At 71.9% G+C, this 14,267-nt stretch carries 14 protein-coding genes; 3 read left to right on the forward strand and 11 right to left on the reverse strand.

The window, feature by feature from the left end; genetic code table 11:
• Window positions 1-10 precede the first annotated feature (10 nt).
• The 7 genes from LQ326_RS10985 to LQ326_RS11015 form a co-directional block, all read right to left on the reverse strand.
• Complete coding sequence (locus LQ326_RS10985; RefSeq protein WP_234535145.1) at window positions 11-955, reverse strand: type II secretion system F family protein; 945 nt, start codon at window positions 953-955, stop codon at window positions 11-13.
• A gap of 3 nt (window positions 956-958) precedes the next feature.
• Window positions 959-2,296: a TadA family conjugal transfer-associated ATPase gene (locus LQ326_RS10990; protein WP_234535147.1), complete on the reverse strand. Its 1,338-nt coding sequence runs from the start codon at window positions 2,294-2,296 to the stop codon at window positions 959-961.
• Between the two features lie 18 nt (window positions 2,297-2,314).
• Complete coding sequence (locus LQ326_RS10995) at window positions 2,315-2,659, reverse strand: TadE/TadG family type IV pilus assembly protein (RefSeq protein WP_234535149.1); 345 nt, start codon at window positions 2,657-2,659, stop codon at window positions 2,315-2,317.
• A gap of 1 nt (window position 2,660) precedes the next feature.
• On the reverse strand, window positions 2,661-2,990 hold the full coding sequence (locus LQ326_RS11000) for a pilus assembly protein (protein WP_181804255.1): 330 nt from the start codon (window positions 2,988-2,990) through the stop codon (window positions 2,661-2,663).
• A gap of 248 nt (window positions 2,991-3,238) precedes the next feature.
• Window positions 3,239-4,495 carry a CpaE/TadZ family protein gene (locus LQ326_RS11005; RefSeq protein ID WP_234535151.1) on the reverse strand — a complete coding sequence of 419 codons (1,257 nt, stop codon included), beginning with the start codon at window positions 4,493-4,495 and terminating at the stop codon, window positions 3,239-3,241.
• Between the two features lie 12 nt (window positions 4,496-4,507).
• The gene (gene cpaB, locus LQ326_RS11010; RefSeq protein ID WP_234535153.1) at window positions 4,508-5,209 is read right to left on the reverse strand and encodes a Flp pilus assembly protein CpaB; all 702 of its coding nucleotides are present in this window, start codon (window positions 5,207-5,209) and stop codon (window positions 4,508-4,510) included.
• 66 nt (window positions 5,210-5,275) lie between these two features.
• The gene (locus tag LQ326_RS11015; RefSeq protein ID WP_234535476.1) at window positions 5,276-6,103 is read right to left on the reverse strand and encodes a hypothetical protein; all 828 of its coding nucleotides are present in this window, start codon (window positions 6,101-6,103) and stop codon (window positions 5,276-5,278) included.
• Between the two features lie 314 nt (window positions 6,104-6,417).
• Here LQ326_RS11015 and LQ326_RS11020 point away from each other — a divergent pair, with 314 nt between their 5' ends.
• Complete coding sequence (locus LQ326_RS11020) at window positions 6,418-8,142, forward strand: chitinase (RefSeq protein ID WP_308401891.1); 1,725 nt, start codon at window positions 6,418-6,420, stop codon at window positions 8,140-8,142.
• A 101-nt stretch (window positions 8,143-8,243) separates the two neighbouring features.
• On the opposite strand, the gene LQ326_RS11025 is transcribed toward LQ326_RS11020, so the two are convergent.
• The 4 genes from LQ326_RS11025 to LQ326_RS11040 all read right to left on the reverse strand — a co-directional run bounded on the left by LQ326_RS11025 (window position 8,244) and on the right by LQ326_RS11040 (window position 11,226).
• Window positions 8,244-8,837, reverse strand: a complete 594-nt coding sequence (locus LQ326_RS11025) for a hypothetical protein (protein ID WP_234535155.1) — start codon at window positions 8,835-8,837, stop codon at window positions 8,244-8,246.
• 147 nt (window positions 8,838-8,984) lie between these two features.
• Window positions 8,985-9,395 (reverse strand): RidA family protein, encoded by a 411-nt coding sequence (locus tag LQ326_RS11030; protein WP_234535157.1) that lies wholly within the window; start codon window positions 9,393-9,395, stop codon window positions 8,985-8,987.
• Window positions 9,392-10,159 carry an IclR family transcriptional regulator gene (locus tag LQ326_RS11035; protein WP_217551285.1) on the reverse strand — a complete coding sequence of 256 codons (768 nt, stop codon included), beginning with the start codon at window positions 10,157-10,159 and terminating at the stop codon, window positions 9,392-9,394. The genes LQ326_RS11030 and LQ326_RS11035 overlap by 4 nt, the downstream gene beginning before the upstream one ends.
• On the reverse strand, window positions 10,156-11,226 hold the full coding sequence (locus LQ326_RS11040) for a sugar kinase (protein ID WP_308401892.1): 1,071 nt from the start codon (window positions 11,224-11,226) through the stop codon (window positions 10,156-10,158). Before LQ326_RS11040 ends, LQ326_RS11035 begins: the two co-directional genes overlap by 4 nt.
• 136 nt (window positions 11,227-11,362) lie before the next feature.
• Here LQ326_RS11040 and LQ326_RS11045 point away from each other — a divergent pair, with 136 nt between their 5' ends.
• Together LQ326_RS11045 and LQ326_RS11050 are read left to right on the forward strand one after the other, a co-directional pair.
• Window positions 11,363-12,646, forward strand: coding sequence for an amino acid deaminase (locus LQ326_RS11045; protein WP_234535158.1), 1,284 nt, complete (start codon window positions 11,363-11,365; stop codon window positions 12,644-12,646).
• Window positions 12,647-12,654: 8 nt separating this feature from the next.
• A complete protein-coding gene (locus LQ326_RS11050) occupies window positions 12,655-14,262 on the forward strand; it encodes an N-acyl-D-amino-acid deacylase family protein (RefSeq protein WP_234535160.1) in 1,608 nt (535 codons plus the stop codon).
• Window positions 14,263-14,267: the final 5 nt, after the last annotated feature.

Below are 14,267 nucleotides of genomic sequence, written 5' to 3' on the forward strand. Positions count from 1 at the left end.
CTCTACCTATCTATACGTCGATGCGGCTGAGGCGGCGGATGAGGACGAACCCGATGACGTACAGCCCGAAGGCGACGACCACGGCACCCTGGCCGAGACCGGTGCCCGTCATGCGTTCCAGCGTGCCGCTCTTGACGCTGTTCATCAGCAGCAGGGCTCCGATGCCGAGCACCGGGACGGCGTACGAGGTCATCGTCACCTGGGAGAGCTGGGTGCGGATCTCCCGGCGGGTCTCCTTGCGCTCCTCCAGGGTCTCGGTCAGGTTGCGCAGCGCTGACACCACCTGGCCGCCCGCCCGGTTGGCGAGGACGAGCGTGGTGACGAGGACGACCAGCTCACGGGAGGGGAGCCGGTCGGCGAGCTCGCCGAGGGCGTCGTCCATGGAGTGGCCGATCGCCAACTGGTCGGCGACCTTGGACAGTTCCTCGCCCGCCGGGGCCTCCAGCTCCTCCGCGGCCATGCCGATCGCGGTGCGCAGGGCGAGACCGGCATGCGTGGCGTTGGCCAGGATGCGGGCCAGTTCGGGGAGTTGGCCGATGAACCGCTCGATGCGTTTCTGCCGCTGCCAGTTGAGGAACTGGACGGCGGCGAAGACGCCGAGCAGGCCGGCGATCGGGCCGAAGAAGGGGGCGAGGGCGGCCTGGCCGATGAGCCAGAGGGCCACGACGGCGGCGAACATGTAGACGAAGAACTCACCGGGGGTGACGTCCAGGCCGGTTGCCGCGAGGCGCAGTTCCAGGCGGCGGCCGATCGCCGTGCCGCGCAGGCGCCGGTCCAGGTTGCGGAACCGGCGCCGGCGGCCGGTGACCGGGGCCTGTCCGGTGTAGGAGAGGCGGTCCACCAGGGCGGCGCGCTGGGCCCGGCCGGAGGCGTAGGTGTGCAGGCCCACCACGGCCAGGAGGCAGGCCAGCAGGGTGATGCCGGTGGTGAGGGTGACGAGGTCGTGGAGGGGCATGGCCTACCTCGCTTCTCGGGTGGTGAGCTGGTCGAAGTGCTGGGCCACGCCGAAGGCCTGCGGGATCGGCTGGCTCGCCATGTAGAGGCGGTCCGCGGTGCGGCGCGGGAGCGGGAAGTACTGGAAGGCGCCGTGGACCCGGCCGTCGTGGGTCATGGGCTGGGCGTCGAAGCGGGCCACGGTCGCCAGCCGGTACGGCTCGCTGCCGTGGCTGTCGAGTATCGCGATCTCGGTGATCCGGCGGGCGCCGTCGGCGAACCGGGTCAGCTGGACGATCACCTCGACGGCGCTGTTGATCTGGTCGTGCAGGGCGACGAAGGGGACCTCGACGTCCGACATGGAGGCCAGGGTCTGGAGCCGGGTCAGGGCGTCCTCGGCGCTGTTCGCGTGGACGGTGGCGAGCGAGCCGTCGTGGCCCGTGGACATCGCCTGGAGCATGTCGAGGGACTCGCCGCCGCGGACCTCACCGACCACGATCCGGTCGGGGCGCATCCGCAGCGAGTTGCGGACCAGGTCGCGGATGGTGATCTGGCCCTTGCCCTCGACGTTCGCCGGGCGGGACTCCAGACGGACCACGTGGGTCTGCTGGAGCTGGAGTTCGGCGGAGTCCTCGATGGTGATGATGCGTTCGTGCGCCGGGATCAGTCCGGAGAGGGCGTTGAGCAGGGTGGTCTTCCCGGTGCCGGTGGCGCCGGAGACGATGATGTTGAACTTCGCCTGCACCAGGCCCGCCAGCAGGAACACCATGTGCTCGTCGAGCGAACCGAGGCCGATCAGCTCCTGGAGGGTGAAGGAGCGCGGGAAGCGGCGGATGGTGAGGGTGGGGCCGGTCAGGGAGAGCGGCGGGATGATGACGTTGACGCGCTCGCCGGAGGGGAGGCGGGCGTCGACCATCGGGTTCGACTCGTCGACCCGGCGGTTGACCGTGGAGACGATGCGTTCGATGGTCTGCATCAGCTGGTCCGCCGAGACGAAGCGGAGCGGCAGCTGTTCGACGCGGCCGCCGCGTTCGACGAAGATCGCGTCGGGGCCGTTCACCATGATTTCGGTGATCGAGGCGTCTTCGAGGAGCGGTTCCAGGATGCCGAGGCCGAGGGCCTCGTCGACGACCCGGCGGATCAGCTGGGAGCGTTCGACGGTCGACAGGACCGGGCCCTCGCGGCTGATGATGTGGCCGAGGACGCGTTCGAGACGGGCCCGGCGCTCGGCGGCGGCCAGCGCGCTCATCTCCGCGAGGTCGATCTCCTCCAGCAGCTTGGCCCGGTACGAGGAGACCAGGTGGCCGTCCTCGCCCCGGCTGCCGTGCTCCTCGGGGGAGTTGATGCGTGCCCGCAGGCTCATGGTTGCCGTGCTCCTCGTTCAGTGGTCGACGGGCATCGTGGCGGACTTGGTGGCGTTGCCGAGGTCCCAGAGGATCTTCGGGATGTGGACCGTGGCGGTGACCGTGACCGAGTCGCCGCCGCCGGAGGACACGCAGCTCACGTCCATCCCGCTGCTGACCGCGGACGAGCAGGCGGCGCCGACGTCCTGCGCCAGCGAGGCGGCGCGTGCCCCCGCGCGGGCCGCCGTCCCGGCCTGCTCCGCGGCGTAGGCGACGGCGCCGAGCTGGATGCCGGCCAGGCCGACGACGAGGAGGACCGGGAGGAAGCCGAGGTACTCGACGGCGACCTGGCCGCGGTCGCGGGGCTGCCGGCGGGAGCGCATCTCAGTTCTTCACCTCCTCCACCGTGCCGGCGTGGCCGTGCACGGTGACGGGGAAGTCGATCGAGCCGGGGAAGAGGACCGGGACGCGCAGGGAGACGTCCGCGGTCACCATGCCGGTGCCGCCGCACTGGTCCACCTTGGCCCCCTCCCGCCAGGCGCCGGAGAGGTCCTCCAGCGCGGCGCGCTCGCAGACGCCGGAGCGTTCCCCCCGGGGGACGGCCGTGCCCGCCCGTACGCCCTCGTCGGCAGCGTTCCCCGCGAGGGTGAAGGCGTACCCCACGAGGACGGCCTGCCACATGAGGACGAGGGTGAGGATGATGACCGGGGTCATGCCGAGGAGTTCTATGGATACCTGGCCGCGGTCGCGGAGGAAGGGGGCGGCGGGCTGTCGGTCGGCGGCGGCCCGGTGGGGGCCGAGCGCGCAGTTGCCCGCGCCCCTTGGGCGCGCTGTTGTGAGGCGCGTCTTCGAAACGCTCCGCGGGGAAGCGCCCCGAAGGGGCGCGGGGAACTGCGCGACCAGCCCCCACCGGCCCGCACCGGACCGGCCACCCGATGCCCCCGAGCCCACCCGACCTCGCCTCATGGGAGTTCCCTCCGCCGTCTGAACCCCACCGACGTCCGCTCCGCGCCCCTCGCACGCCGCGCCGGTGTCGGTCCGCCCTCTGCCGTCCGCACCAGCCCCAGCTCCCCGGCCAGCCCCCACAGCGCCTGCTTCACGGTGCTCCGCGAGTCCAGCTCGTGCATCCGTCCCGCGTCCACCGCGCCCTGAAGTTCCTTGAAATTGGCCGGAATCGGTGTCCGCGCCATGGCTGTCCCGGTGATGCGGGCGATCAGCGCCGGCTGGATCTCCGTACCGCGCGTGTACCGGTTGACCACCACCGTCGTCTCCTCGGCCTTGCGGATCTGCAGCCGGTCCCACATCCGCACCGTCCGCTTCGCCGCCCGCACGGCGACCACGTCCGGCGTGGTGACCAGCAGGGCCGTGTCGGCGGTCTCCACGGCCGCCGCGCCCGCTCCGCCGAGCTGCGCGCCGCAGTCGACGACGACCACCTCGTAGCGGGAGCGGAGGGCGCTGAGGATCTGGCGGGCGACGCGGTCGGTGACCTCCTCGCCGCGTTCGCCCTCGGCCGGCGCCAGCAGCAGCGCCAGCCCGGAGTCGTGCCGGAAGACGGCCTCGGCCAGGACCCGCGGGGAGATGTCGCCGACCGCGGCGAGGTCGGCGACCGAGCGGCGGAACTGGACGTCCAGGTAGGAGGCGACGTCCCCGGTCTGCAGGTCGAGGTCGACGAGGGCCGTGGACTGGCCGGAGGCCTGCGCGGCGAGGGCGATCTGGACCGCGACGAGGGTCGCGCCGGTGCCGCCCTTCGCGCCGCTGACGGTGACGACGGTGCCGCCGACGCCGGCGAACACGTCGGCGCCCTGGCCGAGATGGCGTCGTACGCCGGTGGACCACTGGGCGACGGCCTGGACCCGGCCGGCCAGCTCCTCGTAGCTCAGCGGGAGCCCGACCAGGCCGCGGGCGCCGGAGTCCATCGCGGCGGCGAACAGGCCGGGGCTGGTGTCGGTGGTGACCAGGACGACGCCGACGGCGGGGAAGCGCAGGGCGACCTCGCGGATCAGTTCGAGGGCCGGGACGGGGCCGATGCGTTCGTGGACGACGACGACCTCGGGGAGTTCGTCGACGGACTCGGCGGCGGCCCGGGCGAGGGCGTCGACGAGTCCGGTGGAGTCGACGACGGGGGCCAGCGGTTCGGCGTCCGGGAGCTGGCTGAGCAGGGAGACCAGGGAGCGGGCGGCGTCCGCGTCACTGACGGCGGGGAGGATCCTGATGGGCATGGAAGGCGCCTCTCACTTGTCCGTCGCGAGTTCGTAGGTGCGGTCCCTGTCCGGCACGGTGGTCGTCGTACCGGGGGCGACCAGGGCGAGCCGGACCCGCTGGGCGAAGGACTCCGCGTAGGTGAGGCGCTGGGCGTCGAGCGTGGACAGCGCGAAGGTGATCGGGACGGCGTCGGTGGGCTGCTGGTTCTTGTTGTCCGGTTCCAGCGAGGTGAGTTGGCCGACGTCCAGGACCTGGGCGTTGGTGACGATGATCTTCGACTGGTCGGGGTCGCTCTGCTGCTTGCCCTCGAAGGTGGCGTAGACGTTGACCCGCGAGCCCGGGGTGATCTTGCCGGCCACCCCGGTGGCCGCGTCGATCATGATCGCGACCTCCTGCTCGCCCGGCTTCAGCTCGGGCTGGTCGACGATCATGTCGGTCTGGAGCAGCGACCCCTTCTTCAGCGTGGTGACCGCGATCTTGCCCTGGATCTGGCTGAGGCTGGTGACGGCGTTGGCGGACAGCCACCGCTCGGGCATCGAGATCTTCTTGAACTGGCTCGCGCTCAACGTGGTGTACGGCGTGACATCGGACCGCAGTTCGTACGCGGTGACCTTGGGGCCGACCTCGGACTTCGCGTTGTCGATGACCGAGAGCACGCCGGCGAACGCGGCGAGCGCGCAGACCACCGACAGGATCAGGAGTATCACGCCGCGGCGCTGACGGGAGTTCATGGACCGTGCGACCTCATCGGGGAAGCGGGGAGAGTGGGGGAACCGAGCAATGGTGCGAGGTACGGGTCAGGCGGGCGTCCGCCGTTCCAGCGCGCGGGGCGCCGGCGGGTCGTAGTCGGGCGGGGTGGCGGAGCAGAAGACGCAACGGTCGCCGATGACGTCGACGCCGCACCAGTGGCAGCTGGTCTGTCGTACCGAGGTGACCAGTTGGTAGAGGACCGACAGGTCGGCGAGGTAGCTGGTGAACTCGATCATCCGGCTGGTGCCCCACCACACGGCCGACTCGGCGGGCAGCGGGGTCTCGCGCAGGCCGTGCGCGCCCCAGGCCTTGGCGAGGCCGCCGATCCAGTCCGACTGCAGCTGGCCCCTGGCGACCAGCGTCCAGGTGCTGAACTCGGGGCCGTTCAGGACGGCCTCGGGTGCGACCCGGACCAGTTGCGGCTCGGGGTGGGCGAGGACCGCGAACTGGGTGCCGGGCATCCAGGACTTGGCGTGCGCCTTGAGGCCGACCGGGACGCGGTCCAGTTTGGCGACGGAGCCGAGGACGGCGCCGGAGTGGATGTAGTGGGTGAGCAGCCGGCCGGCCGACGCGAGCACGCCGGGGCTGAGGTCGCAGGAGGCCAGCTGCCGCAACTGGCGGGCCAGCACGGCGATGCCGAGCGGCGGCAGGTCGGGGCGGAAGAGCGCGATCCGGTCGCTCTCCAGGAGGGAGCGCAGGGTGTGCAGCCGCCGGACCACGGCGTCCGGTACGGCGTCCGAGTACACGACGATCACATGTCCGTGCTGCTCGATGAGGGCCACGAACTCGGCGAGGGTCTGCTCCAGCGGGCGCCGGTCGAGGTCCCGGAGCACGACCGCGGGCATGGTCCGCTCGTCCTGGATCGGCAGCGCCATGTCGGCACTGGTCACGGCAATGGCAGTTGGCACGCGCAGCTCCCCGCTCTTCACACCCGGCGGCCCACCGGTGTTACTCCAATGAGCCGGGACGATTTCATTGCGTGACTTCCTCAGCACTGTATCCACGCCTCTGTGACCGGAGAACAGCGTTTGTGTAGCTGTCTGGGATCCGTGACCGCACAAGTGACGCCAAACCGGGACAGGTTGAGCATATGACCGGGGCTTGTTCAGCCCTCAGGAGGCTGCCGCGAACCCTCGGATTTGGTCTGGACCTATTGACAGGTGAATTGGTCTGGACCACCTTGATTGTCATGCCCAGACTCATCCCCCGGCTCGTGTCCCGGCATGCCGGACAGCGACGCATCCGCACCTGGTCGGCCGTGGCCACCCTCGCCACGGCACTCGCGATGACGGGCCTGGCCTCCGCGCCGGCCTCCGCCGCCGACGTCAACAACGCGAAGAACCCCGGCTTCGAGTCGGGCCTGAGCAACTGGACCTGCTCCGCGAGCAGCGGAACGACGGTCTCCTCCCCCGTCCACTCGGGCGCCGCCGCGCTGCGGGCGACCCCGGCCGGGCAGGACTACGCCCAGTGCGGCCAGACGGTGGCGGTCCAGGCCAACTCGACCTACACGCTGAGCGCCTGGGTGCAGGGCGCCTACACCTACCTCGGGGTCACCGGCACCGGCACCACGGACGTCTCGACCTGGACCCCGAACACGTCCTGGACGCAGCTGTCGACGACCTTCACCACCGGCCCCTCGACCACCTCGGTGACGGTCTGGACCCACGGCTGGTACGGCCAGCCCGCCTACTACGCCGACGACTTCTCGGTGTACGGCCCCGACGGCGGTGGCGGCTCCGACCCGGGCCCGACCGTCCCCGCGACCCCCACCGGCCTCGCGGTCTCCGGTACGACGTCGTCCTCCGCGTCCCTGTCCTGGTCCGCGGTGTCGGGCGCGACCGGCTACAACGTCTACCAGAACGGCAGCAAGGTCTCGGCGGTCACCGGCGCCTCGGCCACCGTCACCGGGCTCGCGGCCTCGACGTCGTACTCCTTCCAGGTCACCGCGACCAACTCGGCGGGCGAGTCGGCGAAGTCGTCGGCGGTGACGGCGACCACGACCGCCTCCGGCGGCAACGGCGGCGGGTCGCTGCCCAAGCACGCGGTGACGGGCTACTGGCAGAACTTCAACAACGGCGCCACCGTCCAGAAGATCTCGGACGTGCCCTCCTCGTACGACATCATCGCCGTCGCCTTCGCGGACGCGACCGGCACACCCGGCGCGGTGAGCTTCACCCTCGACTCCGCCGGGCTCGGCGGATACACGGTCGACCAGTTCAAGGCCGACATCAAGGCCAAGCAGGCGGCCGGCAAGAAGGTCATCATCTCGATCGGCGGCCAGAACGGCACGATCTCGGTGAGCGACCCGGCGTCCGCGACGAACTTCGCCGACTCCGTCTACTCGCTGATGCAGACGTACGGCTTCGACGGCGTCGACATCGACCTGGAGAACGGCATCAACGCCACCTACATGACCCAGGCGCTGCGCTCGCTGTCGGCGAAGGCGGGCTCGTCGCTGATCCTCACCATGGCCCCGCAGACCATCGACATGCAGTCGACGTCCAACGCGTACTTCCAGACGGCCCTGAACGTGAAGGACATCCTCACGGTCGTCAACATGCAGTACTACAACAGCGGTTCGATGCTGGGCTGCGACGGCAAGGTGTACAGCCAGGGCTCGGTGGACTTCCTCACCGCGCTCGCCTGCATCCAGCTCCAGGGCGGCCTGAGCCCCTCCCAGGTGGGCCTCGGCCTGCCGGCGTCGACCAGCGCGGCCGGCAGCGGCTACGTCTCGCCGACCGTGGTGAACAACGCCCTGGACTGCCTGACCAAGGCCGCCAACTGCGGCTCCTTCAAGCCGTCGACGACGTATCCCGGCCTGCGGGGCGCGATGACCTGGTCGACGAACTGGGACGCGGCGGCCGGGAACGCGTGGTCGTCCTCGGTGGGCGCCCACGTGCACGCGCTGCCGTAACGGCACCGACAGCCGTGACGGCTCCTGAACGGTGGACTCCGGCGGCCGGGCAGGCCGCCGGAGTCCGGGCCGTGGGCCGGCCGCACCGCGAACGGGCCGGACTACCGGGCGTCGAGGCCCTCGGCCTTGCCCTCGGCATCGGACTTGTCCTCGGCTGCGGCCCCGGCGTCCGACTGCGCCTCCAGGGCGTCGTCCTCCGCTTTCTCGCCGTCGTCGAAGTACGCGTCGAGGACCGCGTCCAGTTGCTCCTCCCACTCCTTGAAGCGGGAGCGGGACGTCGCCTCGATCTCGATCGGGTACCAGCGGCGGTCCGGGGTGTGGACGGTGATCGTGAAGCGCTTGCCGAAACGCGGGGTCTCGGTCTCGACCGCGCCGATCTCGTCCCAGCGGAACTCGCACTTCTCCTCGTCGAGGCTGAGGCGCACGCCCTGGTGGTCGGCGACTATCCGGGCGCGGCGGTCGGCGGCCTCGAAGGCGGGACCCTCGGGGGTCCGCTCGTCGTCCTCGGCCACGGTGTCCTCGACCTCGACCTCGGCCTCCGCCACCGGTTCCGCCGCCGCCTCCGCGTCCTCGGCCTTCTCCGGCCGGGCGTCCTGTGGCCGGGCGGACGCGGGTGAGGTGAGCCCGGGGATGAAGGCCGGGTCGAATCCGGCGCCTTCCAGGGGCTGGCTGTTGGCTCCTATGCGCTGCTCCACAGCGGGCAGTATGGTCCAAGAACCTGTGCCGGACACAGCCAGCCCCGGACTTCGTTATCAGACGCCTACACGAAGACGCCGAGCACACCCGCCGCCCCGGACCCCGCCACCGACCGCACCGGCCTCACGGGTTCGAGTCCCGAGCGTTCACCCGAGTACCGCGAGGGCGTCGATCTCGATCAGCAGGCCCTGGGGAAGGCCGACGTACACCGTGGTCCGGGCAGCCGGGGCCTGCCTGAGCCCCTGCCCCTCGAAATAGCGGTCGTACGTTTCGTTCATCTCGGCGAAGTGGTCCACGTCCGTCAGATAGACGCGGATCATCATGACGTCGTCCCAGGAGGCGCCGCCCTCCTCCAGGATCGCCTTGACGTTGGCGAGGGTCTGCAGGGTCTGCTCGCGCAGGGTGGGACCGGCGGGGGTCGGGGGCCTGCCCTCCTCGGCGGGCAGGAAGCCCACCTGGCCCGCGACCTGGAGGATGTTGCCCTTGCGGACGCCGTGCGAGAACCTGGCGGGCGGGGTGGTGTGGGTCGTGGGGGTGAGCGCGGTCTTCTCGGTCATCGGTTGCCGGCTTCCTTGATCGGTGTTCTGCCTGAGTACTCGCCGCTGATCGCGTCCGCCGTGCGGCGCACCTGCGGGAGCAGGGTGAGCAGTTCGTCGGCGGTGACGACGACGTTGGGCGCGGAGACCGACATCGCGGCGACGACGCGCCCGTCGGCACCGCGGATCGGTGCGGCCACGCAGTTGATGGACTCCTCGTGGCCGCCGAGGTCGGTGGCCCAGCCCTGTTCGCGCACCTTGGCCAGTTCCCTGCGGAACGCCTCCGCGTTCGGTGTCGAACGGGCCGTGTACATGGGGTAGTCGAGCTTGTCGGCGAGGGCCCGGCGCTCGGGCTCGGGCAGGTCGGCGAGGAGCAGCTTGGCGACGGCGGCGACGGTGATGGCGACGGGCTTGCCGATCCGCGAGTACATGCGCACCGGGTAGCGGCTCTCGACCTTGTCGATGTAGAGGACCTCGCCCTCCTCGAACACGGCGAGGTGCACGGTGTGGCCGCAGGCCGCGTTGAGGCGGGCCAGGTGCGGGTGGGCGATCTCGCGGACGTCGAGGTTCTCCATCGCCTCCTGGGCGAGGGCGAAGAGGCGGGCGCCGAGGCGGTAGCGCTGGTCGGACTGGCGGTAGACGAGTCCGTGTTCGTGGAGGGTGCGCAGCAGCCGCAGCGCGGTCGACTTGTGCACACCGAGGCGGTCGGCGACCTGGCCGAGGTCGGCGGGGCCCTCGGCGAGCAGGGGCAGGATGCTGAGCGCTCGGTCGACGGTCTGGCTCATGGGGTGCGTGCCTCCTCTTCGGCCGCGTCGGCTTGCGTCCAACCGGGGCCGAGTCGAAGTCTCTCCCACCCGGTGGAGTCGAGGGCGGTCAGGCGGTCGGTGGTGTCGCGGCCGGGGGGCGGTGCGAAGTCGGCGGGGGTGGTGAGGGCGGCGGCGGCGAAGAGGTGGCCGACCCTGAGCGAACGCCTGACCGGCAGCCCGCGCAGGGTGCCGGAGAGGAAACCCGCGGCGAAGGCGTCCCCTGCGCCGACACTCGCCACGACGCCGACGGCGGGGGCGGGTTCGAAAGCGGCGGGGGCGGCGGCCGGGGCGGGCCTTTCGCCTGCCGGCGCCGACACGAAAGCCGTCGCCCCCTTCGCACCCTGCTTCACCACCAGCACCTCCGGCTCCGGCAGCAGCTCCCGGATCGCCGCCGGTCCGCCCCCCACCCCCCACGCCTGCTCCGCCTCGTCCTCCCCCACGAAAACGATGTCGGCCCGCCGCGCCAGCTCCAGCAGCACCTCCGCGCCGCCGGAGCCGATCCACAGGCGGGGCCGGTAGTTGACGTCGAACGACACCAGCGGCGGCCGCTCCCCGGCGGAAGCCGTCAGCTCGCGCAGCAGCCCCAGACAGCCCTCCGACAGCGCGGCCGTGATCCCCGACAGGTGCAGGATCCGCCCGGCACGCACCGCCGCCAGGTCCACCGTCCGCGCCGACATCGCGGACGCCGCCGACCCCGCCCGGTAGTAGGCGACCTCGTGCGCGTCGGTCGCCCGGTCCGCCGCCGTGCGGAAGTAGACCCCCGTCGGCCGCGCCGGATCCCGGACCACGCACGAGACGTCCACGCCGTACGAGGCGACGGTCTCCACCAGGTGGTCGCCGAACCCGTCCGCCCCGACCCGGCTGACCCACCGCACGGTGTGCCCGGCGGCGGCCAGCGCACCCGCCACGTTGGACTCCGCGCCGCCGATCGCGCGGTCGAAGGACGGTACGTCCGCGAGCCGCCCCGGCCGGGTGGGCAGGAACGTCACCATGGACTCGCCGAGCGCGACGACGTCAACGGCTGCGGCGGCGTCCGTGGCGTTCACGATGGTGGTGGCTCCTCGTCGTCCCGGGGCGCTGCGGGCTCCATTGACCCGGCGCTGGCGTGGATGTTAGACAGCGGTAAGCGATATACGCAATGGACGTTGCACATAATGCAACTCGCCTGATCAGGGAGGCTCCGTGTCGCTCGACATCGGCACCGAAGCGTTCGCCCGCCTCGCGGAGGAACGCGTCGACCACCGTTTCAAGGGCCTCCCCCCGGACGCCGAGGGCCTCACCGTCGGCGAACTGGCCGCCCAGCGCCGCAACCTCTTCGAAGACGGTTTCGCGACCCCGGTACTGGCCCTGTCCGCCGAGCGCCTGGAGCACAACCTCGCGCTGATGGAGACGTACGCCGAACGGCACGGCCTCGCCTTCGCCCCGCACGGCAAGACCTCCATGGCGCCGCAGTTGTTCAGGCGGCAGACCGAGCGCGGGGCATGGGGCATCACCCTGGCCGTGCCGCATCAGGTGCGAGTGGCGCGGGCCTTCGGCACCCGGCGGGTCTTCCTCGCGAACGAACTCGTCGACGCCCCGGCGCTGCGCTGGATCGCCGCCGAGCTGGAGCGCGACGCGGACTTCCGGTTCGTCTGTTACGTCGACTCGGTGCGCGGGGTCGAGCTGATGGACGCGGCGCTGCGGCCGACGGGGGCCTCGCGCCCCGTGGACGTGGTGGTCGAGCTCGCCGCCGGGGAGGGCGCCCGTACCGGCGTGCGTACGGAGGCGGAGTGCGCGGCGGTCGCGGACGCGGTGGCCGGGACGGGGACCCTGCGGCTGGTGGGGGTGGCCGGGTACGAGGGCGAGGTCCCGCGGGCGGACCCGGACCGGGTGCGGGCCTATCTGCGCCGGCTGGCCGCCCTCGCCGCCGAGTTCGACAAGGCGGGCCGGTTCGCGGGCCTGACGGAGATCGTGGTGAGCGCGGGCGGCAGCGCCTGGTTCGACGCGGTCGCGGACGTGTTCGCCGGCCTCCCCGAACTCTCGCTCCCGGTACTGAGGTTGCTGCGCTCGGGGGCGTACGTCTCGCACGACGACGGCCGCTACCGGGCGGTCACCCCCTTCAACCGGATCCCCGAGGAGGGCGCCCTGGAACCCGCCTTCCGGCTCTGGGCGCAGATCGTCTCCCGGCCCTCCCCCGAGCAGGCGTTCGCCAACGCGGGCAAGCGCGACGCGGCCTACGACCTGGACCTCCCCTTCGCCCAGGTGATCCGCCGGGCGGGCACCGAGCGCCCGGCGACCGGGGTCTCGGTCACCGGCCTGTCCGACCAGCACGCCTGGCTGCGCACCGGTCCCGACGCGGACCTGGAGGTCGGGGACTGGATCGGCCTCGGCCTCTCGCACCCGTGCACGTCGTTCGACAAGTGGCAGCTGATCCCGGTCGCCGAGGCGGACGGGACAGTCGTCGACTACATCCGCACGTTCTTCTAGGAGGGGTCGTGGAGCAGCTCGTCATCCGGGACGCGGACGTCGTCGACGGCAGCGGGGATCCCTCCTACCGCGCCGACGTGGTGATCGACGGCGGCCGGATCGTGTCGATCGTCAAGGAGGCCGCGGCGGCGGGCTGCCAGCGCCCGCGCGCGATGCGCGAGCTGGACGCGGAGGGCCTGGTCCTCGCCCCCGGCTTCATCGACATGCACGCCCACAGCGACCTCGCCCTGCTGCGCGACCCCGACCACAGTGCCAAGGCCGCCCAGGGGGTGACCCTGGAAGTGCTGGGCCAGGACGGCCTTTCGTACGCCCCGGTCGACGACCGCACGCTGGCGGAGGTCCGCACGGCGATCGCCGGCTGGAACGGCTTCGGCGAGGACGTCGACTTCGACTGGCGGTCGGTGGGCGAGTACCTGGACCGCCTCGACCGCGGCATCGCCGTCAACGCGGCCTATCTCATTCCGCAGGGCACGGTGCGCGCGCTCGCCGTCGGCTGGGAGGACCGCGAGGCGACCCCGGCCGAACTCGACCACATGCGACGGCTGGTGGCCGAGGGCATGGCACAGGGCGCGGTCGGGCTGTCGTCCGGGCTCACCTACACCCCCGGCATGTACGCGGCGGACGCCGAACTGACCGAGCTGTGCCGGGTGGTGGCGGAGTACGGCGGCTACTACTGCCCGCACCACCGCTCGTACGGCGCCGGCGCCCTGGAGGCGTACGCCGAGATGGTGGCCCTGGCCCGGGAGGCGGACTGCCCCCTCCATCTGGCCCACGCCACCATGAACTTCGGCGTGAACAAGGGCCGGGCCCCCGAGCTGCTGGCCCTCCTCGACGAGGCCCTCGCCGCCGGCGCCGACATCACCCTCGACACCTATCCCTACACCCCCGGCAGCACGACCCTCGCGTCGATGCTCCCGAGCTGGGCGAACGAGGGCGGCCCGGCAGCGGCCCTCGCCCGCCTCGCGGACGACACGACATCCGAACGCGTCCGCCACCACCTGGAGACGGTCGGCTCCGACGGCTGCCACGGCGTTCCCGTCGAATGGCACACGATCGAGATCTCGGGCGTGGGCGACCCCGCCCTTTCGGAGTTCGTCGGCCGTACGGTCCAGGAGGCGGCGGGCGCCCGCAGGGAGTCCCCCTGGACGACGGTCCGCGGGCTCCTGCTCGCCGACCGCCTGGCCACCACGGTCCTCCAGCACGTCGGCCACGAGGAGAACGTCCGCACGATCATGCGCCACCCGGTCCACACGGGCGGCTCGGACGGCATCCTCCAGGGCACGAAACCCCACCCTCGCGCCTACGGCACGTTCCCCCGCTACCTCGGCCACTACGTGAGGGAGCTGGGCGTGCTCTCCCTGGAGGAGTGCGTCACCCACCTCACCGCCCGCCCCGCGGCCCGGCTGCGCCTGCCGGACCGCGGCCTCGTACGCGAGGGCTACCGGGCCGACCTGGTCCTCTTCGACCCCGAGACGGTGGCGGCGGGCTCGACCTTCGAGCACCCCCGCCGCCTGCCGACGGGTATCCCGCACGTCCTGGTCGACGGCCGCTTCGTGATCGAGGACGGCCGCAGGACCGGCGAACTGGCGGGGCGTTCGGTCCGCCGCGAGCCGTGACGCCG

The sequence above is a fragment of the Streptomyces shenzhenensis genome, from assembly GCF_021462265.1.
Classification (GTDB): domain Bacteria; phylum Actinomycetota; class Actinomycetes; order Streptomycetales; family Streptomycetaceae; genus Streptomyces; species Streptomyces shenzhenensis.